The sequence below is a fragment of the Trinickia sp. Z7 genome, from assembly GCF_056498045.1.
In genome coordinates this window covers 343675-363954 of sequence record NZ_JAUEQW010000001.1, presented here as the reverse complement: position 1 = coordinate 363954, position 20280 = coordinate 343675, and the positions used below count along the sequence as shown (strand labels likewise).

Below are 20280 nucleotides of genomic sequence, written 5' to 3'. Positions count from 1 at the left end.
GTGTAGAAGCCGTCTCTCATCGGTCTGCTCGTCGTATCCCAGGCCGAAAAGGACGCGACCAGCAAAAAGGCGGCCGCAGCCGCCTTTTTGTCATGGTCCGTCGCGCGTCTTCTGACAGCGACGCACGTCGCGGTTAGAGGGAAGGGCGGTGCTTAGTTGCCTTTCCCTACGCGGCTATAGGGGCTCAGGATCGGCACCATTTGGGCGTAGATCTTGGGATTGCCCGCAACGATTTCGCCGAGTTGCAGGAAATCGGAATCGCCGGTGTAGTTGCCGACGAGCCCGCCCGCCTCGGTGATCAGGAGGCTGCCCGCCGCCATATCCCACGCGCTGATGCCTTGCTCGAAAAAGCCGTCGAGCCGGCCCGCTGCTACATTGGCCAAATCGAGCGCCGCAGCGCCGGGGCGGCGCAAGCCCGTGCAAGCGCGCGTCATGTCGGCGAACAGGCGGCCGTAGGCTTCGAGACTGTCGTTCTCCCGGAAGGGGAAGCCCGTGCCGATCAGCGCGTCGGCAAGACGGTCGCGGCGGCCGACGCGAATTCGCCGGTCGTTCAAATAAGCGCCGCGGCCGCGCGATGCCGTGAAGAGATCGTTGCGGGTCGGATCGTAGACGACCGCTTGCGTGACGATCCCTTTGTGCGCCAGCGCGATGGATACGCCGTAATAGGGCAGGCCGTGGATGAAATTGGTGGTGCCGTCCAGCGGATCGATGATCCAGACGTAATCGGATTCGTTCTCGGAGCGGCCCGATTCTTCTGCCAGGATGGCGTGATCGGGATAGGCCGTCTTGAGCGTATCGATGATTGCAACTTCCGCCGCTTTGTCGACCTCCGTCACGAAATCGTTGTGCTGCTTCTTGCTGACCTGGACGAGATCCAAGTCGAGCGAGGCGCGGTTGATGATCTGTGCGGCGCGACGGGCGGCCTTGACAGCAATATTGAGCATCGGGTGCATAAAACGGATTCCTTGTACCGCGGCGGTGCGAGCGCTGCGATGGGTGGGCCAAACCGCCCGGAATGCGCACGCATTCCGTCGACGAAAGCGAATTGAAGAAGAGCGGTGTGCGGGCGGCTGGTCCATGTCCCAAATCGCGCGCACGAATAAGTGGATTTTACCCGAGTCGGCGCCCGTTCGGCTCAAACGTTGCCGCAAACCGTCGGTTGGCCGCATCGGGGCGCGATCGGGTTCGCATCGCCTCGGCGAGCGCGCTAACATACCCTCCGCGGGCTTTGCTCGCCGGTTCATATTCATTCGTTCGTTCTCGTCGATCTCCCCACTCCGAATCGCTCTATGTCGCAATCGCCTTCGACCACCGTTCATACCTGCGCGTCGGGTCCGCATGGCGGCTTCACTTCGACTCTGTTCGTGCTCGTCGAGCCGAGTCACCCAGGCAACGTGGGCGCCGCGGCCCGTGCGATCAAAACGATGGGGTTCTCCCGGCTGGTCCTCGTCGCGCCACGCGTGCCGCTCGTGCAGAACGAGCCCGAGGCGATCGCGATGGCCAGCGGCGCGGAAGATGTGCTCGCTTCGGCCCGTATCGTGCCGACGATGGCCGATGCGCTCACCGGTGTCGCCTGGTCGGTGGCGTTGACGGCGCGCATGCGCGAGTACGGGCCGCCGCAGCTCGCACCGCGCGAGGCCGCGCAGGCGGCGCGCAACCACGCGCTTTCCGGCGACATCGCTTTCGTCTTCGGCAACGAGCGGACCGGGCTCTCGAACGAGCACGTCGAGCGGTGCAGCGCGCTCGCCCACATCCCCGCCAACCCCGCATATAGCTCGCTCAATCTTGCGCAGGCCGTGCAGGTGCTCGCCTATGAGCTGCGCATGGCATATCTCGCCGATCGGCAGGACGCCGGCGCAGCACCGGCCGACGAGGCCAGCGTGCGCGCGCCGAGCGAAGACGTCGAGCGCATGTACATGCACCTTGAAAACGCGCTGATCGCGCTCGAGTTCCTCGATCCGGCCAATCCCAAGAAACTGATGTCACGGCTGCGACGTTTGTTCGCGCGCGCCGGCTTGGAGCGCGAGGAAGTCAATATCGTTCGCGGCATCGCAAAGCATATTCTGCTCAAAGCGCGTGCCGGCGATGGGTCGTCCTCGTCGTGAATGCGCTCGTGCGCGCGGCGACCGCTGCCGCCCGCCTAACCGAGTGATCGTCGTAACGATCGGCCCACGGCAGCGGCAATGCCCCTGGTAGGCGCAGGGACGATCGAGACGGGCTCAGCAGGTTTGCCGCGATCACCCTACAATCGAGCCGTTCTTCATAAGCAAATCGCCCGACGTCATATCGATGCGGCCGGCGTTGCCCACAGGCGACGGTGCTCCGGCGCTTTTTAGCGAGCCCCCACCATGTTCAAGAGACTTCGCGAAGACATTGCCACGATTCGTCAGCGGGACCCCGCGGCTCGCGGTGCTTGGGAAGTGCTCACCTGTTACCCCGGGCTGCACGCGCTGGTGCTGCACCGGTTCGCGCATGCCTGCTGGCGCGTGCGCCGTCGCTGGCTCGCGCGTTTCGTGTCGCAGATCGCCCGCTTCTTGACCGGGATCGAGATCCACCCCGGCGCCACGATCGGCCGCCGCGTGTTCATCGACCATGGTATGGGCGTCGTGATCGGCGAGACCGCCGAGGTCGGCGACGACTGCACGATCTATCAAGGGGTGACGCTCGGCGGCACGCTGCTCACGCGCGGCGCCAAACGCCATCCGACGCTCGAGCGCGGTGTCATCGTCGGCGCGGGTGCGAAGGTGCTCGGCGGTTTCACGATCGGAGCCGATGCGAAGATCGGTTCCAACGCCGTGGTCGTGAAGCCTGTGCCGCCGGGAGGCACCGCTGTCGGCAACCCGGCGCGTGTGATCATGCCGGCCGACGCCAAGCGGGCGCCGGAGCGAGCCGCATTTTGCGCGTACGGGATCACGCCCAACGCGGAAGACCCGGTGTCGCTCGCGTTGCACGGGCTGATCGATCATGCAGCCAAGGAGGCGCAGCGCGTCGATGAGATCGTGGCCGCGCTCGAGCGCCTCGGCGCGCGGCTCGAGGCGTTGCATGGCGTGGATGGGGCAGGCGTCGATTTGCGGCGCTTATCGGCCGTGATCGCCGGCGCGATGGTTCATGCCGATGCGCAAACGCATCAGGAACGAACGGGTTGAGCCGTCAATCCAACGGCAGCGCGTGGATTCCTTCGGCATCGATCCGTAGATAGCCGCCTCGGCGCGTGCCGTGATCGAGATCCCAATCGGGCAGCACCCAACGCGTGCCGCCCGCTTCTTGATGACGCGCGGGTTTGTGCGTGTGCCCGTGGATCATCGTCTTCGTATGGCTCTTGCGGAACAGCGCCTCGACGCTTTCGTGCGTGACGTCGTATAACGGCGAAGGCGGCCGAGCCCGGCCTGCCTCGCTCGACGTGCGCATGCGTTCGGCCAGCGCCTGACGCCACGTGAACGGCCAGGCGAGAAACATCAACTGAAGCGCGCGCCAGCGTGCGATCCGGCGGAACGCTTGGTATTTGCGATCCGCCGTGCAAAGCGCGTCGCCATGGGCGAGCACGATACGCGCGCCGAATGCCGTCATCACGAAAGGATCGGGGAGCCAAATCGCGCCGGCCGCCTTCATGAATCGCTTGCCGAGCAGAAAGTCGCGGTTCCCGTGCATGACATACAGCGCGATGCCGCGTTCGCTGAGCGTATGCAAGATCGCGGCGATGCGCGCGGCGAATGTATCCGCGCCGAGCCTATCGTCGCCAATCCAATATTCGAACAAGTCGCCCAGGATGAACACCGAATCGGCGCTATCCGCCGTCACGCGGATGAAGTGCTCGAACGCGTCGACCGTGCGTGGGATCGACGCGCTCAGGTGCAAATCCGAGATGAGCAAGAGCGGCCGCGGCGCCTGGGGGCGCGCATGGCCGTGTTCGTGCGGCACGCTGGCCTCGACGTTGCGTGGCCCCGTGTCTTGCCGCGCCGATATTCCGGCATCTCGGATGACGCTCGTATTCAATCGACTACGACCGCTTTCTCGATGACGACATCGTCGAGCGGCACGTCCTGGTGAAAGCCCTTGGAGCCCGTGCGCACCTTCTTGATTTTCTCGACCACGTCCAGGCCGTCGACCACCCGGCCGAACACCGCATAGCCCCAGCCTTGCGGGGTCGGCGAGGTGTGGTTGAGGAAATCGTTGTCGTTCACGTTGATGAAGAACTGCGCCGTCGCGGAGTGCGGATCGTTCGTGCGGGCCATCGCGATCGAGCCCTTGACGTTTTTCAGACCGTTGTTCGCTTCGTTGTCGATGGGGGCGTCGGTCGGCTTTTGCTTCATGCCTGGCTCGAAGCCGCCGCCTTGGATCATGAAGCCGTCGATCACGCGATGAAACACCGTGTTGTCGTAATGACCTTTCTTCACGTAATTGAGGAAATTTTCCACGGACTTCGGCGCTTTCTCGGCGTCGAGTTCGAGCTTGATGACGCCGTGATTCGTATGCAGTTCGACCATGATGCGTTCCTTTCTGAAGAGCCAAGCCGGCGCCGCGACGGCGCGCCGGCGGGGAGGGGCGTTATTTGGAAACGACGGTTGCCGATTCGATCGAAATCGGCTGCTGCGGCACGTCCGCCATCGGTCCGCGCGTCGTGGTGGGCGTCGCTTCGATCTTCTTTACAACGTCCATGCCCGACACCACTTTGCCGAACACGGCATAGCCGTTGCCGTCGGGATTGGGATAGTCGAGCCCGGCGTTGTCCACCGTGTTGATGAAGAATTGCGCGGTCGCCGAGTTCGGATCGCTCGTGCGGGCCATCGCGATCGTGCCGGCAGCGTTTTTCAAGCCGTTGCGGCTTTCGAGCGGGATCGGCGCACGCGTCGGCTTTTCGGCGTAGCTGGCCGTATAGCCGCCGCCTTGAATCATGAAGCCTCGGATCACACGATGGAAGATCGTGCCGCTGTACTGGCCGGATTTCACGTAGGCGAGGAAATTGGCGACGGTCTTGGGCGCTTGCTCGGGGTAGAGCTCGATCTTGATGTCGCCGTCCGTCGTCTTGAGCAGCACTTGGGGATGCGTACCCGCCGCGTTCGTTTGCGCGAAAGCCGGCGCGTTCGCGATCAAAGCGGCGCTGCCAAGCGCCAACCAAAAGCTTTTCATGAGGTCCTCTGCGTGGAAGAAATCGAATCGAATGCCGTGCTTAGCGCGACGGTGCAATGTAGGGCTGCGTCGGGAACATACCGTTCGAGCCGCCGAATTCGACGGTGGAAGGGCTTGCGCGCGGCACGGCGGCCGGGCGCGCCGGTACGGCCGCCTTGACGGCGGCGCTCGCGCCGCTCGCGGGCGAGACGATTTGCTCGATGGAAGCGATACGCTGTGCGGTCAACGGGCTGGCTTGGCCGAGCGTTTGCGCGCGCCGGTACGAGCGATCGGCGAGCCGCAGGTATAGATCGCCAAGGTTTTCGTAGGCGAGCCCGTAGCTGGGATTGGCCTTCACGGCCGTCTCGAGCGCGGTGCGGGCGTCTTCGTAGCGGCCTTGCTTCGCGTACAGCGCGGCAAGGTTGTTGTACGGCTCGGGCAACTCGGGGTACGACTGCGTGAGTTCGGTGAATTGGCGTATCGCGTCGTCGTCGCGATTCAGATGCGCGAGGACGGTGCCGCGCTTGAATTTTGCTTGAGCGTCGCGCGGATGCGAAGCGATGCGCGCATCGAGTTCGGCGAGCGCGCCGTTCCAATTTCGCGCGGCGATGGATGCGTCGATTTGCGGCGTGTCGTCGGCCACGGCCGGCGACGTTTGCGCGTGCGCCGCCACGGCCGCGAAAGCCGCGAGCGCAAAGGCGAAAACGGAGGCCGCGGCGAGGGCCGCAGTACGGTGCATGCGGCCGCTGGAAGGTTTCATAGGCTCAAGTCTGGATGTTATACTCCGGCCCATTCTAACAAAACGTTTGTCGGTTTCCTCGAACGGCAAACGGTCCTCCGCCAGTCGTGGTCGCCTTTTCGCGCCGCTCGCATCGAAGCGCTCGTGGCGCAAAGGTATTCGCACCGCGCAAGCCGTTTGCGCTTCATCGCGAAATGCTGCGAAACGCGCGTTCGCCGAGTGCGGATTGCTCCAGGCTCACGCATCGTCTCTATGGAATCACTGCGCATCTACAACACGCTAGCGCGTGACAAGCAACTCTTCGTGCCGCGCCGTGCAGGCGAAGTGCGGATGTACGTCTGCGGCATCACCGTCTACGATTACTGCCACATCGGTCATGCGCGTCTTTTCGTCGTATTCGACGTCGTGCAGCGTTGGCTGCGCGCGCTCGGCTATCGCGTGACCTACGTGCGCAACATCACGGACGTCGACGACAAGATCATTCGGCGCGCAGTCGATTCCGGCGAGACGATCAAGGCCGTGACCGACCGCTACATCGCGGCGATGTACGAAGACGCCGATGCGCTCGGCTGTGCGCGCCCCGATATCGATCCGCGGGCGACCGATTACATTCCTCAGATGCTGGGCATGATCGACGCGCTCGTCGCGAACGGCTACGCCTATCAAGCGGCCGATGGCGACGTCAACTACGCGGTGCGCAAGTTCGAGCGCTACGGCGCGCTCTCGGGCAAGACGCTCGAGGATCTGCGCGCGGGCGAACGCGTGGCGGCGAACGACGCCAAGCAAGACCCGCTCGACTTCGCTCTGTGGAAGCACGCCAAGGCGGGCGAGCCGGCCGATTGCACCTGGGACTCGCAGTACGGGCCAGGGCGTCCCGGTTGGCATATCGAATGTTCGGCGATGGGATGCACGTTGCTCGGCGAGCATTTCGATCTTCACGGCGGCGGGCAAGATCTGCAGTTTCCGCACCACGAAAATGAAATTGCGCAAAGCGAAGGCGCAACCGGGCAGACATTCGTCAACTATTGGATGCATAACGGGTTCGTGCAGATCGACAACGAGAAGATGTCGAAATCGCTCGGCAATTTCTTTACGATCCGCGACGTGATCGCGAAGTACGATCCCGAAGTCGTGCGCTTTTTTCTCGCACGTGCGCACTATCGTTCGCCGCTCAACTACAGCGACGTCCATCTGGACGATGCGCGCGCCGCGCTGACGCGTCTTTACACGGCGCTCAAGGACGTGACGCCCGATGCCGCGCCGCTCGATTGGAGCGAGCCGTATGCGCAGCGCTTTCGCGACGCCATGAACGACGACTTCAACACGCCCGTTGCCGTCGCGGTGCTGTTCGAACTCGCGACCGAACTGAATCGCACGCGCGATGCGGCTCTGGCGCGGCAGTTGCACGCACTGGCCGGCACCTTGGGGTTGCTCGGCCGCGATCCGCGCGCGTTTTTGCAGCATGCGGCCGGCGAGCGCGCGATCGACGGGCTCGATGCGGCCGCGATCGAGGCGAAGATCGCCGAGCGCGCCGCCGCCAAGGGGGCGAAAAACTACGCCGAGGCAGACCGGATTCGCGCGCAATTGCTCGAAGCCGGTGTTGCACTTGAAGACAAACCGGGCGGGCTGACCGAATGGCGCCGCGTATGACGAACGCGCATCGCGCATTGCGCTGATCGACTCGCCAGGCAGGAGGCAAGATGGCAACGGCCAGAAAGGCGCCCGCGCGCACAAGTCGCAAGGGCGACGTACGCGCGAGCGCAACGGCGGCAACCGCTGAAAAAGACGACAAGGCAGTCGCCAAGCGTGCTTCGAGCATGAAGCGCGCGGTGTCGGCCAAACCGGCACCGACGCGTGCGAAGGGCAAGACGGCGCGCCCGGCGAAAACCAACGGCGCGGCGGCGCCCGAGCCGACCGACGTCCAAGCGTTCTCGCGCGAAGGCGGCGCCGATGGCGAGATCGTGCGCAAGTCGCGCGCGGGCAAGGACGAGCAAGCAGCGGTGCCCGTGCAGATCGGCGGCCTCGAGCCTGCCATCACGCGCCCGGCCTATTGGGATCGCGCGTGCGCGGACCTCGTCAAACGCGATCGCATTCTGAAAAGACTGATCCCCAAGTTCGGGCCCGTGCATCTGATCAACGGCGGCGATCCGTTCGTGACGCTCGCGCGCTCGGTCGTGGGCCAGCAGATTTCGGTGCAGGCTGCACAGGCCGTGTGGCACCGGATCGAAGCTGCGTGCCCGAAGCTTTCGCCCCAGCAATTCAGAAAGCTCGGTCAGGACAAACTGAGCGCGTGCGGGCTGTCCAAACGCAAGTCGGAGTACTTGCTCGATCTGGCGCAGCACTTCGCGTCCGGTGCGTTGCACGTCGACAAATGGATGTCGATGGAAGACGAAGCTGTGATCGCCGAACTCACGCAAATTCGGGGCATCGGCCGCTGGACCGCCGAGATGTTCCTGATCTTCAACTTGTCTCGCCCCGACGTGCTGCCGCTCGACGATCTCGGTCTCATCCGCGCGATCAGCGTCAATTACTTCAGCGGCGAGCCGGTCACGCGCAGCGAGGCTCGCGAAGTGGCGGCGAATTGGGAGCCGTGGCGCACGGTCGCGACTTGGTACATGTGGCGCAGCCTCGACGGAACGGCCGAGGTGTAGCGCAACGGCCGAAAGGCCCGGGGCTATCGATAGTGGAAATTGATAGATTCGCTCGATTCCGATAAGGGCGCGGACGGTTAGAATACGCGCTGCCGCAAGACTCTAGGAATGAAACATATGAAAACGACCTTTCTGGATTTCGAACAGCCCATCGCGGAGCTCGAGGCGAAAATCGAAGAATTGCGCTTCGTGCAAGACGATTCGGCGGTCGATATTTCGGAAGAGATCGAGCGGTTGTCGAAGAAGAGCCAGCAGCTCACGAAGGATCTGTACGCGAACCTCTCGCCCTGGCAAGTTTCGCAGATCGCCCGTCACCCGCAGCGTCCCTATACGCTCGATTACGTGAACGAGCTGTTTACAGATTTCCACGAATTGCATGGCGATCGCGCGTATGCCGATGACCTGTCGATCGTCGGCGGTTTGGCGCGCTTCAACGGCCATCCGTGTATGGTGATCGGTCAACAGAAAGGCCGCGATACGAAAGAGCGCGCGGCGCGCAATTTCGGCATGCCGCGTCCCGAGGGTTATCGCAAGGCCGAGCGCTTGATGCGTCTGGCGGAAAAATTCGGGCTGCCGCTTTTCACGTTCATCGACACGCCGGGCGCATACCCCGGGGTCGGGGCCGAAGAGCGCGGGCAATCGGAAGCGATCGGCCGTAACCTTTATGTCATGGCCGAATTGAAGACGCCCATTATCGCAACCGTGATCGGCGAGGGCGGGTCGGGCGGCGCACTGGCGATCGCCGTGGCCGACAGCGTGTTGATGCTGCAGTTCTCGACGTATTCGGTGATTTCGCCCGAAGGGTGCGCGTCGATTCTTTGGAAGAGCGCCGCCAAGGCGCCCGAAGCGGCGGAAGCACTGGGCTTGACGGCGCACCGGCTGAAGGCGCTCGGCCTCATCGACAAGATCGTGAACGAGCCCTTGGGCGGCGCCCACCGCGACGTCAAAGGCATGGCCGCCTTGCTGCGTCGAGCGTTGGCGGACACGCTGCGTCAATTCCAAGGCATGAGCGTGCCGGATCTGCGGCAACGTCGTTTCGAGCGGCTCATGTCTTACGGCAAATTCAAGGAATCGCTCCCCGGCGCATAAGGCGCGGGAAGCGGTGCAGCGCGGGGGCTTCGGTCGCCGCTCGCGGGTTCCCTTTCAATCTCTACCGACGTGACGCCTTCAGTCGATTCCGCCGCCGAGCGCATCGTTCTCGATGCCCTCGGCGGCGCGCTTTCTACGTTGCCTTCCGACGATGCGCTCGTTGCGATCGCGTTCAGCGGCGGACTCGACTCGAGCGTGCTCCTCGATGCGGCGGTGCGTGTGATGGGCGCTTCGCGCTGCGTTGCGCTGCACGTTCATCATGGGTTGAGCCCGAACGCCGATCGTTGGCTTGCGCACTGCGAGGCAGCCGCGCATGCGCTCGGCGCGCGCTTCGAGGCGCAGCACGTGCGCATTGCGCGCGATGGCGGGGAAAGCCTCGAAGCCGCCGCGCGCGAAGCGCGCTACCGCGCGCTCGATGTCATGTGCGCGCGGCAAGGCGTCGCCGCGCTGTGGCTTGCGCACCATGCCGACGATCAAGCCGAGACGGTGCTGCTGCAGTTGTTGCGCGGCTCCGGCGTGATGGGGCTTGCGGCGATGGCGCCGCAGCGCGTCGACGAGACGTCCGCGGCGCCGCGCGTGCGCCCGTTTTTGCACTTGTTGCGTGCCCAGTTGGAGCGCTACGCGCATCTGCGCGGTTTGCGCTGGATCGAAGACGAATCGAACGCCGACACGCGCTATGCGCGCAACGCGCTTCGTCACGAGGTGCTGCCTGCATTGACGACGCGCTTCCCCGGTTTTCGCGATGCGCTTGCCCGCACGGCGCGGCACGCGGCCACTGCGCAGCGACTGCTCGACGACCTCGCGCGCATCGATTTGCGCACGATCGAGCGCGATGAGGGGGCCGCGCTCTCGCGCAAGGCGCTGATCTCACTGGACGATGCGCGCGCGATGAACGTCATGCGCGTTTGGATCCGCTCGGCGGTGCTGCCAACGCCATCGGCCGCGCGCCTGGGCGACATGCTGCGGCAGTTGCGCGAAGCCCGCGACGGACATGCGTTGAGCGTGATGCATGGGGGCGCCCGTCTGCGCTTGTATCGAGACAAGATCTATTGGGAGCCGCGCCCTCCCGCGCGCCTGTCGCTCAGCTCGATCGTCACCGCCGAGAAGGCGGCGCCGAGCGTTGCAACGGCGCCGCCGGCCGGTCACGTCGAGCAGCCGAGCGCGCCGGCTGCAGGCGAGGTGAAGCGCGTTGCCCATCTCGTCTGGAGCGGGCAAGAGGTGTGGCATTTGCCGCAATGGCGAGGCTCGCTCGTCTTCGCGCCGACGGATGAAGACGATGCCGGAGCGCACACCGTGCCGGCCGCGCTGCTCGGCAGCGCCCCGCTTTCGGCGCGAGCGCGCACGGGCGGGGAGCGCATGCAGCGCGCCGTTGGCAGCGCGGCGCGCACGCTGAAGAACTTGTTTCAAGAAATGGGCGTGCCGGCCTGGGAGCGCGATGTGCCGCTCATCTATCTCGGTGACAAGCTCCTTTACGTGCCGCTCCTGGGACTGAACGGCGCAGTTGCGCAGTCGCTGCCGCCCTCGCGTGCGCGGGGCGAGCGCAGGCGATTGGAGTGGCGCCCGGATGTGCTGATCGCCTAGCGTGCGGGCCTGCCGCGCGGGCGCTCGGCGTCGCGCCGGATTGACGCGGCGTGCGCCCGGTGCTTGTTTTTTCGTCGTCGATCAAGTACGCTCGAAGGCTCGCCCGATCCGCTTTCGCAGCCGTTTGCGCGCATTGTGCGCATTCGCCGCCTATCTGCGCGCTACCCGCGCCGGCCATAGGCGCCCGCAGCAGGCGCTTCGCATCCGGGCAAATCCGCGCATGCTGCACCCACGCTTTCGCAGCCATCCTTCGTCGTCGTCGAAGCGCTCACGAGGCCGCGAGACCGAACGGCAGTCTTGCGGTACTGCTTTTGGCGCATCGGCGCGGTTCCTCCTCCAGTTCAGAACGACAATGGCACTCATCGTACATAAATACGGCGGCACCTCGATGGGCTCGGTCGAGCGCATCAAGAACGTCGCAAAGCGCATCGCGAAGTGGCACAAGGCCGGGCACAAGATGGTCGTCGTGCCTTCCGCGATGTCGGGCGAAACCAATCGCTTGCTCGGTCTCGCCAAAGAGATTTCGAGCCAGCCCAATCCGCGCGAGCTCGACGTGATCGCGGCGACGGGCGAGCAAGTTAGCGTGGGCCTCTTGTCGATCGCGTTGCAAGACATCGGCATCGAAGCCGTGAGCTATGCGGGCTGGCAAGTGCCGATCAAGACCGATAGCGCTTATACGAAAGCGCGCATCAGCGAAATCGATGGCGAGCGCGTGGTGCGCGAACTCGACGCGGGCAAAGTGGTCGTGATCACGGGCTTTCAGGGCGTCGATCCCGAAGGGCACATCACGACGCTGGGCCGCGGCGGTTCGGATACGTCGGCCGTGGCCGTTGCCGCGGCGCTCGAGGCGGACGAGTGCTTGATCTTCACGGATGTCGACGGTGTGTACACCACCGATCCGCGCGTGGTCGAAGAAGCGCGCCGGCTCGATCGCGTCACCTTCGAAGAAATGCTGGAAATGGCGAGCCTCGGCTCGAAGGTGCTGCAGATCCGATCCGTGGAATTCGCGGGCAAGTACCGCGTGAAGACGCGCGTGCTGTCGAGCTTGACCGACCCGATGATTCCGCTCGAGGAAGAAATGAAATCGGGCACGCTGATCACTTTTGAAGAAGACGAGACCATGGAAAAAGCAGTCATCTCCGGCATCGCGTTCCAACGCGACGAAGCGCGCATTGCAGTGCGCGGCGTGCCCGACAAGCCGGGCATCGCTTATCAGATCCTCGGGCCCGTGGCCGACGCGAACATCGACGTCGACATGATCATTCAAAATCAGAGCGTGCACGGCAAGACCGACTTCACGTTCACGGTCGGTCGCGGCGATTATCAGCGTGCGATGGATATCTTGGTCAATCACGTGAAGGGTCACGTGAATGCCGAGGAAGTCGTGGGCGATCCGCGTGTGTCGAAGGTATCGGTGGTGGGTGTGGGCATGCGCTCGCACGTCGGCATTGCCAGCAAGATGTTCCGCACGCTCTCGGAAGAGGGCATCAACATTCAGATGATCTCGACCTCCGAAATCAAGATCTCGGTGCTCATCGACGAGAAGTACATGGAATTGGCCGTGCGGTCGCTGCACAAAGCGTTCGAACTCGATCAGGTGTAAGCCGAGGCTGTCTTGCGTCCGTCATGAGCGGGTGTCGGCCGGGCGCGCGTGCGCGGCCGCAGGTGCCGCAGGTGCGAGTGGGCGATGCCGTAAAAAAATGCATCGCACAAATTGACCTGCGCAACCGTTCCCGTTATTATCTTGGTCTCGTTGCGCTGCCTCCCGGCGCAACGACAAGTTTGGGAGACGTGGCCGAGAGGTCGAAGGCACTCCCCTGCTAAGGGAGCATCTGGGCCAAAACCTGGATCGAGGGTTCGAATCCCTCCGTCTCCGCCAGTACTTCGGTATATGGCGGTGGAAACCCCGCAGAATCTCGGTTCTGCGGGGTTTTTGTTGTGCGCCCAGCATGGGCGCACTCCTGCGGGTGCAAGTCCCGCCACAAGCTGGTCACAGCGAATGAAGTGAAGCGCAACTGCATGAGGGCGACCGAGTGTGGGGAGGAAGCGTGGAGCATAAATCGCGGGCCGATGAACAAGAATCGCATAGAAGGCGCTGCCGAGCAGGGCGAGTGGGCAACAAATCGTGAAGCTCTCGTGATCAAGATGAAGCGGCGTAAATGCGGCGGTTGTGCGATGAAGGAGTGCGTTCTTACCTGGGAGCAAAAGCCGTCGGAAAGCTGCAAGATCTTGCTCGACTTCACGGCAATCCACGACTAGGGCGACGGCGTCCTATCCGTCGCTCACATCGCCTCGCGCACCGCGCGCAGGAACTGCCGCGTGCGTTCGTGCTGCGGCGACGAGAAGAATTGCGCGGGCGGCGCCTGTTCGATGATCTTGCCTTGCGAAAAGAAACAGACGCGATCGGCAAACTCTTTCGCAAATCCCATCTGATGCGTAACCATCAGCATGGTCAAATTGTGTTCCGAGCCGAGGCGGCGAATGACGTTGAGCACTTCGCCGCACAACTCGGGATCGAGCGCCGAGGTGACTTCATCGAACAACATGACCTTCGGCCGCATAGCGAGCGCGCGCGCGATCGCCACGCGCTGCTGCTGGCCGCCCGACAACTGCGAAGGGTAGTGATCGCATTTTTCCGCCAAGCCGACGAGCGACAACAGCTCGCGTGCGCGTTCGGTCGCTTCCCGCCGCGACATGCCGAGCGTGTGGATCGGGGCTTCGATCGTGTTCTGCAAGGCCGTCATGTGCGGAAATAGATTGAAGCTTTGAAACACCATGCCGATCTTGCTGCGGACACGACGCACGTGCGCTTCGCTCGCCGGTACGAGCTTGCCGCCACGCATCATGTGCGTCAGCGGTTCGCCGTCCACCTCGATCAAGCCGTCGGTGACCGCATCGAGCGTCATCAACACCCGCAATAGCGTCGACTTGCCCGATCCGCTCGGGCCGATCACGGCCACTTTCTCGTTGGTGGCGATATCGAGATCGAGGCCGTCGAGCACCGTCAGTGCGCCATAACGCTTGGTGACGCCGGCGAAACGCACCATCGGCCGTTCCGTCTGCGTGCCCGCTGCCGCGTCCGCCGCGGGATAAGGATCGCGTTTCATCTGTTGCTCCTGATGTTCTGCTTGCGTGAACTCAACCATCATCGGACTCCGGTGCCGCGCATCGCGCACATGCTCACGGCAAGCGCAAACGTTTTTCGAGGTGGCGCGCGCCTGCGGCGAAGGTCAGGCTGATCGCAAGGAAGAAGGCGCCGGTCATCGTGATCGGTTCCAGATAACGAAAGGTTTCGGAGCCGAGGTTCTTGGCTTGCTGCATCAATTCGACGACCGTGATCGCGGACAGCACGGGCGTGTCCTTGAACATGGCCACGAGGTAGTTGCCAAGCGCCGGTATGACTTGGCGGATGGCTTGCGGCAAGATGACGCCGGTATAGGTGCGCCAGCGTGAGAGCGACAGCGCGCACGCCGCTTCCCACTGTCCCCGTGCGACGCAATTGAGGCCCGCTCGGTAGACTTCCGAGACATAGCACGCGTAGTGCAATGCGATGCCGATCGTGCCCGCGGTCAGCGCGCTGATCACGAGGCCGTACAGCGGCCCCACGTAGAAGATCACGTACACCTGGATCAGCAAAGGCGTGCTGCGGACGAACTCGACGACGAAGCCGGTCGTGCGCGAAATCGCCGCAATGGGACTGCGGCGCAGCAACGCGAGCACGAGACCGAGCACGAGCGCAATGGCGAATCCGACGAGCGTGATGCCGATCGTATACAAGCTGGCGCGGGCGAGCGCGGGCAGGATGCGCGCGGCGTAATGAAGGTCGAAGAAGGTGTTCACCGTGCGGCTCTCCGGGCGGCGCCGTGGCTGAATCGGAGTTCGACGCGGCGCATGAGCGCAACGAGGCATTGCGCGAGGGCGAAATAGATGAGGAGCGTCAGCGCGAAAATCTTCGCGGTTTCGAGGGTGGCCTCGTCGAGCTGGCGCGCACGAAAGGTCAGGTCGGAAAGCGTGATGAGCGAGACGAGCGAGGTGCCCTTGATCAGCTCGATCATGAGATTGGTCGCGGGCGGCAGCGCGTTGATCATGGCTTGCGGCAGGATGATCCGGCGCATGCGCGTAGCCGGCGACATATTGAGCGCGAGCGCCGCTTCGAACTGGCCGTGCGGCACCGAGCGCAGCGCACCGCGCAGGATCTCCGAACCGTATGCGCCGTAGTGCAGCCCCAGCCCGACGATAGCCACGGTGAAGGGCGTCAGCGCGACATTGAACGGAGGCAACGGTAGCACGAAGAAGAACCAGAAAAGCTGCACGAGCAGAGACGTGCCGCGAAACACTTCGACGTAGACGTTGCCGCTCCAACGCACGGCCCGCCATGGCGCGGCTCGCAGCACATTCGCGAAACAGGCCATGAACAGGGCCAGCACGATCGCGCAGGCGGCGATCTCCACCGTGACGGCAGCGCCTTTCGCGAGCAGCGGAAGCAATTGTTCCAGATCACCCATGGCGGCTCCTGGCAAAGAGAGGCGAAGCCGATTCCCGCGACTGGGCCGCGGGGATCGCGTTTACTCGCGGCACAGTTCGGCCGCGGTCTTATCGGTCACGTTGGACTTGTCGAAGCCGAACGGCGCCACGGTCTGCAAGTGGTCCGGCGTGCCGAGCCACGCATGCAATTGCTTGTCGACCGCATCGCGCAGATCGGTGTCGTCCTTGCGAAATGCAAGGGCGCCATAGCCCATGTGCTTGGGATCGTCGACGAACTTGTCGACGGTCGCAACTTGCCCCGGCATCTTCGCGGCCAGATCCTTCATCGTCAATGCGGTGCCGACCGCCGCGTCCGCCCGGTGAGAGCGCACCGCTTGAAGTTGCGCCGTGGTGTCGGGCACTTGCAGGATCTGTGAGTCCTTGATGCTTGCCTCGCGCGCGTAGCCGAGTTCGACCGTGCCGGCCATGACCGCCAGCTTCACCTCGGGGTTCTTCGCGACCGACGTATAGCTGTCGAGGCGCTTCGGATTTCCGGGCAGCGTCAGCAAGGTATCGCCGATCTGATATTGGGGATCGGCGAACGCAACTTGCGTGCAGCGCTGCGGCGTGATGTACATCCCCGCCGCGATCACATCGAAACGCCCAGCCTGCAGGCCCGGGATCAACGATCCCCATTCGGTCAGCACGGCATCGACCTTCTTGACGCCGAGTTTGGAGAAGATCTTTTTCGCAATCTCGGGAGATTCGCCGGTGACTTCACCGTTCGGCAGCGTATACGCAAACGGTTTTTCGTTCGCGTAGCCGATGCGCACGACGCCGGTGCGCTGGATCCGCTGCAGTGTGGTTTCCGCGCGGGCCGAGGGCGTTGCGCCGATCAGGCCGGCGATTGCGCAGAGCATGCCGAGAGCGCCAGTCAGTCTATTCAGTTTCATGTCGATCCGTTCCGTTCCCGTTGGTTGACTGATTCACCGCGGCCGCCGGTGCCCGCCTGCCGTCGCGGTCTAGTGGAAAACCCTTGCAGAACAACGCACTGGCGTATCGCAACACCAGTCGAATGCAGCATACCGAGCCATATTTTTCTTTTCGATTGCTCTAGGACAATTATTTTTCGGGCGCAGATGGAGCGACCATTGCCGCACAGCGACGGAGATGAGCATGACACAAGGAACGAGCAGGGCATGGCGCGATGCGGTGGATTCCGTGCATGGCGTCGAATCGAAATATAAGCGCTTGGTCAAGGCGATCGCCGGCGAAATCGAAAGCGCGGTGCTTCTCTCCGGCGCACGCTTGCCGCCGCAGCGCGAGGTGGCGGCCGAACTCGGCATCAGCGTGCAAACGGTCACGAACGCCTACAAGGAGTTGGAGCGGCAAGGGCTCATTCGCTGCGAGGTCGGGCGCGGCAGTTTCGTTGCGGGGCGGCTCACCGATCGCGTGTCCAATTACATTCTCGATACCGCCGAGCGCGAAGTCGTCGACTTCTCGATCGCTCGCATGGTTCATACGCCCGAGCACGACGAGGCGTGGCGCAAAGTCTGCGCGACCCTCGCCGGCGTGGAAGACCAGCCGTGGATTCGCGCGTTCCGCCCGATTGCCGGGTTCGAACGGCATCGCCATGCGGGTGTCGCTTGGCTCGAGTCGCTCAACATGCCTGCCCATGCCGATTCGCTGCTCGTGACCAATGGCGCGGCGCACGGCATCTTTCTCGCGCTGGCATCGCTCGTCGGTCCCGGCGACACCGTATTGTGCGAAAGCCTGACCGATCATGGGGTGATCGGCTCGGCGAACGTGCTCGGTTTCACGCTCAAGGGCCTCGAGATCGACGAGCACGGGTTGCGGCCGGAACATTTCGAAGAGATGTGCGACAGCGAGCGCATTTCTGCGCTCGTTTGCACCCCCACGCTGAATAATCCGACCGTCTCGGTGATGACCGACGCGCGTCGTCGCGCGGTCGCCCGCATCGCCGAGCGCTATGGCGTGTATGTCATCGAAGACGACGTATACGGCGCGCTGCCGGAGAAGACGTATACGCCGATCGCGAGCCTCATTCCGGAATTGGCGTTTTACTGCACGAGCATGACCAAGTCCGTCTTAACCGGGTTGCGCACGGGCTACCTCGCGATGCCCCGGCGTCTTGCGCTGCGCTGCGAGAGCGTGCTGCGCGTCAGTTCGTGGATGGCGACGACCGTCATCGCCGAAGTGGCCACGCGCTGGATCGCCGACGGCACGGCGCGGCGCCTGGTCGAGTTGCAGCGCGCGCGGCTCGCGGCGCGCCACGCGGTACTCACGGCCGTCCTTGGCAAGTACGTGCTCGGTAGCCATCCGAATGCGGTGTCCGCGTGGCTGCGCGTGCCCGATCACTGGCAGGCGGACCGCGTGGTGCGTGAATTGCGCAATCGCCAAATTGCGGTGACTTCACCCGACCCTTTCCTCGTGAGCGGGGCCGAGCGGCCCAACGCGGTTCGCTTGTGCCTCGGCGCGGACGTGAGCGAGCCCGCATTCGCGGCCGCGCTCGGCGTCATTGCCGAAGTCTTCGAGCAGTTTCCGCATGTTCACGATTTCTTGTGATTTGATGTCCTAGGACATTCGGGAAGCATTTTTCGCAACATTAGACTTGGCCGCATCGATCATGCTTTGCGGTAGCGGCCCATGTCCAATTTGTCTCTCGCGGATGTCTTTCGTGCGCGGCAGTGCCTCGCGGGGCGAGTAGCGCACACGCCGCTCGTCGAATCGCCGTCGCTGTCGTCCCTTGCCGGCGCGCCCGTTTACCTCAAGCTCGAGACCGCCCAACCGACCGGCAGCTTCAAGGTGCGCGGCGCGACCAACGCCTTGGCCGAGATCGCGCAGAGCGGGGTTCGCCGGGTGGTCACCGCGTCGACGGGCAATCATGGGCGCGCGCTTGCCTACGCCGCGCGGGCGCTCGGCATCGAGGCCGCCGTCTGCATGTCGTCGCTCGTGCCGAAGAACAAGGTCGATGCCGTCGCGGCGCTCGGTGCGCGCATCGTGATCGCGGGCCGCAGCCAGGACGACGCTCAGGTTCAAGCGCTGCGCATGGCGCAAGAAGAGGGCTACGCGTTCGTCGCGCCGTTCGACGATCTACGCGTGATCGCCGGGCAGGCGACGATCGGACTCGAGATCTTGGAGGCGTTGCCCGATGCCGCGACGCTCGTCGTCCCGCTCTCGGGCGGGGGCTTATTTAGCGGAACGGCATTCGCGGCGAAAGGCATACGCCCGGATCTGCGCGCGATCGGCGTGTCGATGGCGCGCGGCGCCGCCATGCATGCGAGTCTCGCGGCCGGCATGCCGATCGCGGTCGAGGAGGTGGAAACGCTAGCCGATTCGCTAGGCGGCGGGATCGGGCTCGAGAACCGCTACACGTTCGCCATGACGCACGATCTCGCCGATGAAATCGTGCTGGTGGACGAGCCGTCGATTGCGCGCGGCATCGTTCACGCATACCGGCAGGAGCGACTCATCGCGGAGGGCGCCGCGGCGGTGGGCATCGCGGCGCTGCTCGAGCAGCGAATCGCCGCGCGCCATGGACCGATCGTCATCGTGGTGAGCGGCGCCAACATCGATATGGATGCGCATCGGCGCATCGTCATGGAGAACGCAGATGCCTGACATCACGATTGTCGGCGAGGCGCAATTGCGCGCGCTCGTTGCGCTCGACCTGGCCGCCGTCGATCAAATCGAACGCGCCTTCGTCTCACTCGCGACCGAGCCCGTGGTAATGCCGCCGGTCCTCAATCTCGCGCTGCCCGAGCGGCACGGCGAGGTCGACGTCAAAACGGCATACCTGCCGCGCTTGGGCAGTTTCGCCATCAAAGTGAGCCCGGGGTTCTTCGACAATCCCGCGCTCGGTTTGCCGAGCTTGAACGGCCTCATGCTCGTGCTGTCCGCGACCACGGGACTGACCGAGGCCGTGTTGCTCGACAACGGCTACTTGACGGCGGTGCGCACCGCGGCGGCGGGCGCCGTCGCGGCGCGCTGGCTTGCACGCCCCGATGCGCGGCACGCCGCCGTGATCGGAGCGGGGGAACAGGCGCGGCTGCAACTGCAGGCGTTGATGCTCGTGCGCAAGATCGAGCAGGTCGCGGTTTGGGCGCGCGATGCCGAGCAGGCGGCCGCGTATGCAGCGCACGTTCGCTCGCGCTTCGACGTCGAATGCGTCGTCGCGCACAGCGTGCATGAGGCGCTCGCTCGAGCCGACGTTGCCATCACGACGACCCCGAGCCGCGCACCGCTCATCGAAGCCCAAGACCTTCATCGCGGCCTGCATGTGACGGCGATGGGTGCGGATGCCGATTACAAGACCGAGCTCGCGCCATCGGTGTTCGAGCGCGTGCGCTACGTATGCGACCGTCTCGCGCAAGTGCGCGTGATCGGCGAACTCGCGCACGCGGTGCGGGCCGGGGCGGTGGCCGCCGACGCGCCATTCCCGGAACTCGGCGAGATCGCGGCCGGGCGCGCGAGCGGTCGCTCGAGCGCGGACGACATCACCGTATGCGATCTGACGGGCACGGGCGCTCAAGACACCGCCATCGCGGTGCTCGCGCTGGAGCGAGTGCGCGCCGCGCGTGCGGGAACGATTTTCCACAACGACACGACACCCTGAGAGGAAGCGATGTC

20 protein-coding genes and 1 tRNA gene are annotated in these 20280 nt (G+C 64.2%); 12 read left to right on the top strand and 9 right to left on the bottom strand.

The window, feature by feature from the left end; translation table 11 throughout:
- Nucleotides 1-152 precede the first annotated feature (152 nt).
- Nucleotides 153-953 (bottom strand): inositol monophosphatase family protein, encoded by an 801-nt coding sequence (locus QQS38_RS01640; RefSeq protein ID WP_479643624.1) that lies wholly within the window; start codon nucleotides 951-953, stop codon nucleotides 153-155.
- A 336-nt stretch (nucleotides 954-1289) separates the two neighbouring features.
- Here QQS38_RS01640 and QQS38_RS01635 point away from each other — a divergent pair, with 336 nt between their 5' ends.
- Both QQS38_RS01635 and cysE read left to right on the top strand, forming a co-directional pair.
- Nucleotides 1290-2105 carry an RNA methyltransferase gene (locus QQS38_RS01635; protein WP_479643623.1) on the top strand — a complete coding sequence of 272 codons (816 nt, stop codon included), beginning with the start codon at nucleotides 1290-1292 and terminating at the stop codon, nucleotides 2103-2105.
- A gap of 243 nt (nucleotides 2106-2348) precedes the next feature.
- Nucleotides 2349-3146 carry a serine O-acetyltransferase gene (cysE, locus tag QQS38_RS01630; RefSeq protein WP_479643622.1) on the top strand — a complete coding sequence of 266 codons (798 nt, stop codon included), beginning with the start codon at nucleotides 2349-2351 and terminating at the stop codon, nucleotides 3144-3146.
- Nucleotides 3147-3150: 4 nt separating this feature from the next.
- On the opposite strand, the gene QQS38_RS01625 is transcribed toward cysE, so the two are convergent.
- From QQS38_RS01625 to QQS38_RS01610, 4 genes are all read right to left on the bottom strand, one after another.
- Nucleotides 3151-3963, bottom strand: a complete 813-nt coding sequence (locus QQS38_RS01625; RefSeq protein WP_479644076.1) for a UDP-2,3-diacylglucosamine diphosphatase — start codon at nucleotides 3961-3963, stop codon at nucleotides 3151-3153.
- 26 nt (nucleotides 3964-3989) lie between these two features.
- Nucleotides 3990-4484, bottom strand: coding sequence for a peptidylprolyl isomerase (locus QQS38_RS01620; RefSeq protein WP_479643621.1), 495 nt, complete (start codon nucleotides 4482-4484; stop codon nucleotides 3990-3992).
- 61 nt (nucleotides 4485-4545) lie between these two features.
- Nucleotides 4546-5127, bottom strand: a complete 582-nt coding sequence (locus QQS38_RS01615) for a peptidylprolyl isomerase (protein WP_479643620.1) — start codon at nucleotides 5125-5127, stop codon at nucleotides 4546-4548.
- A 40-nt stretch (nucleotides 5128-5167) separates the two neighbouring features.
- Nucleotides 5168-5866, bottom strand: a complete 699-nt coding sequence (locus tag QQS38_RS01610; protein ID WP_479643619.1) for a tetratricopeptide repeat protein — start codon at nucleotides 5864-5866, stop codon at nucleotides 5168-5170.
- Nucleotides 5867-6097: 231 nt separating this feature from the next.
- Between QQS38_RS01610 and cysS the strand changes: the two genes are divergently transcribed.
- The 7 genes from cysS to QQS38_RS01575 all read left to right on the top strand — a co-directional run bounded on the left by cysS (nucleotide 6098) and on the right by QQS38_RS01575 (nucleotide 13425).
- Nucleotides 6098-7495: a cysteine--tRNA ligase gene (cysS, locus tag QQS38_RS01605; protein ID WP_479643618.1), complete on the top strand. Its 1398-nt coding sequence runs from the start codon at nucleotides 6098-6100 to the stop codon at nucleotides 7493-7495.
- A 50-nt stretch (nucleotides 7496-7545) separates the two neighbouring features.
- The gene (locus QQS38_RS01600) at nucleotides 7546-8496 is read left to right on the top strand and encodes a DNA-3-methyladenine glycosylase family protein (protein WP_479643617.1); all 951 of its coding nucleotides are present in this window, start codon (nucleotides 7546-7548) and stop codon (nucleotides 8494-8496) included.
- 117 nt (nucleotides 8497-8613) lie between these two features.
- Nucleotides 8614-9585 carry an acetyl-CoA carboxylase carboxyltransferase subunit alpha gene (locus QQS38_RS01595; protein WP_277427920.1) on the top strand — a complete coding sequence of 324 codons (972 nt, stop codon included), beginning with the start codon at nucleotides 8614-8616 and terminating at the stop codon, nucleotides 9583-9585.
- A 69-nt stretch (nucleotides 9586-9654) separates the two neighbouring features.
- A complete protein-coding gene (gene tilS / locus QQS38_RS01590) occupies nucleotides 9655-11166 on the top strand; it encodes a tRNA lysidine(34) synthetase TilS (protein WP_479643616.1) in 1512 nt (503 codons plus the stop codon).
- 352 nt (nucleotides 11167-11518) lie between these two features.
- A complete protein-coding gene (locus QQS38_RS01585; protein ID WP_479643615.1) occupies nucleotides 11519-12769 on the top strand; it encodes an aspartate kinase in 1251 nt (416 codons plus the stop codon).
- Nucleotides 12770-12951: 182 nt separating this feature from the next.
- Nucleotides 12952-13045, top strand: a tRNA-Ser gene (locus QQS38_RS01580).
- Between the two features lie 191 nt (nucleotides 13046-13236).
- Complete coding sequence (locus tag QQS38_RS01575) at nucleotides 13237-13425, top strand: hypothetical protein (RefSeq protein WP_479643614.1); 189 nt, start codon at nucleotides 13237-13239, stop codon at nucleotides 13423-13425.
- Nucleotides 13426-13448: 23 nt separating this feature from the next.
- Here the strand turns inward: QQS38_RS01575 and ehuA are convergent, their stop codons facing one another.
- From ehuA to ehuB, 4 genes are all read right to left on the bottom strand, one after another.
- Complete coding sequence (ehuA, locus tag QQS38_RS01570; protein ID WP_479643613.1) at nucleotides 13449-14273, bottom strand: ectoine/hydroxyectoine ABC transporter ATP-binding protein EhuA; 825 nt, start codon at nucleotides 14271-14273, stop codon at nucleotides 13449-13451.
- 73 nt (nucleotides 14274-14346) lie between these two features.
- Nucleotides 14347-15006 carry an ectoine/hydroxyectoine ABC transporter permease subunit EhuD gene (gene ehuD / locus QQS38_RS01565; RefSeq protein ID WP_479643612.1) on the bottom strand — a complete coding sequence of 220 codons (660 nt, stop codon included), beginning with the start codon at nucleotides 15004-15006 and terminating at the stop codon, nucleotides 14347-14349.
- Nucleotides 15003-15671: an ectoine/hydroxyectoine ABC transporter permease subunit EhuC gene (ehuC, locus tag QQS38_RS01560; protein ID WP_479643611.1), complete on the bottom strand. Its 669-nt coding sequence runs from the start codon at nucleotides 15669-15671 to the stop codon at nucleotides 15003-15005. Before ehuC ends, ehuD begins: the two co-directional genes overlap by 4 nt.
- Nucleotides 15672-15731: 60 nt before the next feature.
- Nucleotides 15732-16583 (bottom strand): ectoine/hydroxyectoine ABC transporter substrate-binding protein EhuB, encoded by an 852-nt coding sequence (gene ehuB / locus QQS38_RS01555; RefSeq protein WP_479643610.1) that lies wholly within the window; start codon nucleotides 16581-16583, stop codon nucleotides 15732-15734.
- A 223-nt stretch (nucleotides 16584-16806) separates the two neighbouring features.
- Between ehuB and ehuR the strand changes: the two genes are divergently transcribed.
- The 3 genes from ehuR (at nucleotide 16807) to QQS38_RS01540 (ending at nucleotide 20266) form a co-directional block, all read left to right on the top strand.
- Nucleotides 16807-18216, top strand: coding sequence for a MocR-like ectoine utilization transcription factor EhuR (ehuR, locus tag QQS38_RS01550; protein ID WP_479643609.1), 1410 nt, complete (start codon nucleotides 16807-16809; stop codon nucleotides 18214-18216).
- 81 nt (nucleotides 18217-18297) lie between these two features.
- On the top strand, nucleotides 18298-19272 hold the full coding sequence (gene eutB / locus QQS38_RS01545) for a hydroxyectoine utilization dehydratase EutB (RefSeq protein WP_479643608.1): 975 nt from the start codon (nucleotides 18298-18300) through the stop codon (nucleotides 19270-19272).
- Nucleotides 19265-20266 (top strand): cyclodeaminase, encoded by a 1002-nt coding sequence (locus QQS38_RS01540; RefSeq protein ID WP_479643607.1) that lies wholly within the window; start codon nucleotides 19265-19267, stop codon nucleotides 20264-20266. Before eutB ends, QQS38_RS01540 begins: the two co-directional genes overlap by 8 nt.
- Nucleotides 20267-20280 lie beyond the last annotated feature (14 nt).

Bases quoted from the DNA above. Each gene is read 5' to 3' on its own strand.
- QQS38_RS01640 (WP_479643624.1), bottom strand. From the start codon at position 953: ATGCACCCGATGCTCAATATTGCTGTCAAGGCCGCCCGTCGCGCCGCA.
- QQS38_RS01635 (WP_479643623.1), top strand. From the start codon at position 1,290: ATGTCGCAATCGCCTTCGACCACCGTTCATACCTGCGCGTCGGGTCCG.
- cysE (WP_479643622.1), top strand. From the start codon at position 2,349: ATGTTCAAGAGACTTCGCGAAGACATTGCCACGATTCGTCAGCGGGAC.
- QQS38_RS01620 (WP_479643621.1), bottom strand. From the start codon at position 4,484: ATGGTCGAACTGCATACGAATCACGGCGTCATCAAGCTCGAACTCGAC.
- QQS38_RS01615 (WP_479643620.1), bottom strand. From the start codon at position 5,127: ATGAAAAGCTTTTGGTTGGCGCTTGGCAGCGCCGCTTTGATCGCGAAC.
- QQS38_RS01610 (WP_479643619.1), bottom strand. From the start codon at position 5,866: ATGAAACCTTCCAGCGGCCGCATGCACCGTACTGCGGCCCTCGCCGCG.
- cysS (WP_479643618.1), top strand. From the start codon at position 6,098: ATGGAATCACTGCGCATCTACAACACGCTAGCGCGTGACAAGCAACTC.
- QQS38_RS01600 (WP_479643617.1), top strand. From the start codon at position 7,546: ATGGCAACGGCCAGAAAGGCGCCCGCGCGCACAAGTCGCAAGGGCGAC.
- QQS38_RS01595 (WP_277427920.1), top strand. From the start codon at position 8,614: ATGAAAACGACCTTTCTGGATTTCGAACAGCCCATCGCGGAGCTCGAG.
- QQS38_RS01585 (WP_479643615.1), top strand. From the start codon at position 11,519: ATGGCACTCATCGTACATAAATACGGCGGCACCTCGATGGGCTCGGTC.
- QQS38_RS01575 (WP_479643614.1), top strand. From the start codon at position 13,237: ATGAACAAGAATCGCATAGAAGGCGCTGCCGAGCAGGGCGAGTGGGCA.
- ehuA (WP_479643613.1), bottom strand. From the start codon at position 14,273: ATGAAACGCGATCCTTATCCCGCGGCGGACGCGGCAGCGGGCACGCAG.
- ehuC (WP_479643611.1), bottom strand. From the start codon at position 15,671: ATGGGTGATCTGGAACAATTGCTTCCGCTGCTCGCGAAAGGCGCTGCC.
- ehuB (WP_479643610.1), bottom strand. From the start codon at position 16,583: ATGAAACTGAATAGACTGACTGGCGCTCTCGGCATGCTCTGCGCAATC.
- ehuR (WP_479643609.1), top strand. From the start codon at position 16,807: ATGACACAAGGAACGAGCAGGGCATGGCGCGATGCGGTGGATTCCGTG.
- eutB (WP_479643608.1), top strand. From the start codon at position 18,298: ATGTCCAATTTGTCTCTCGCGGATGTCTTTCGTGCGCGGCAGTGCCTC.
- QQS38_RS01540 (WP_479643607.1), top strand. From the start codon at position 19,265: ATGCCTGACATCACGATTGTCGGCGAGGCGCAATTGCGCGCGCTCGTT.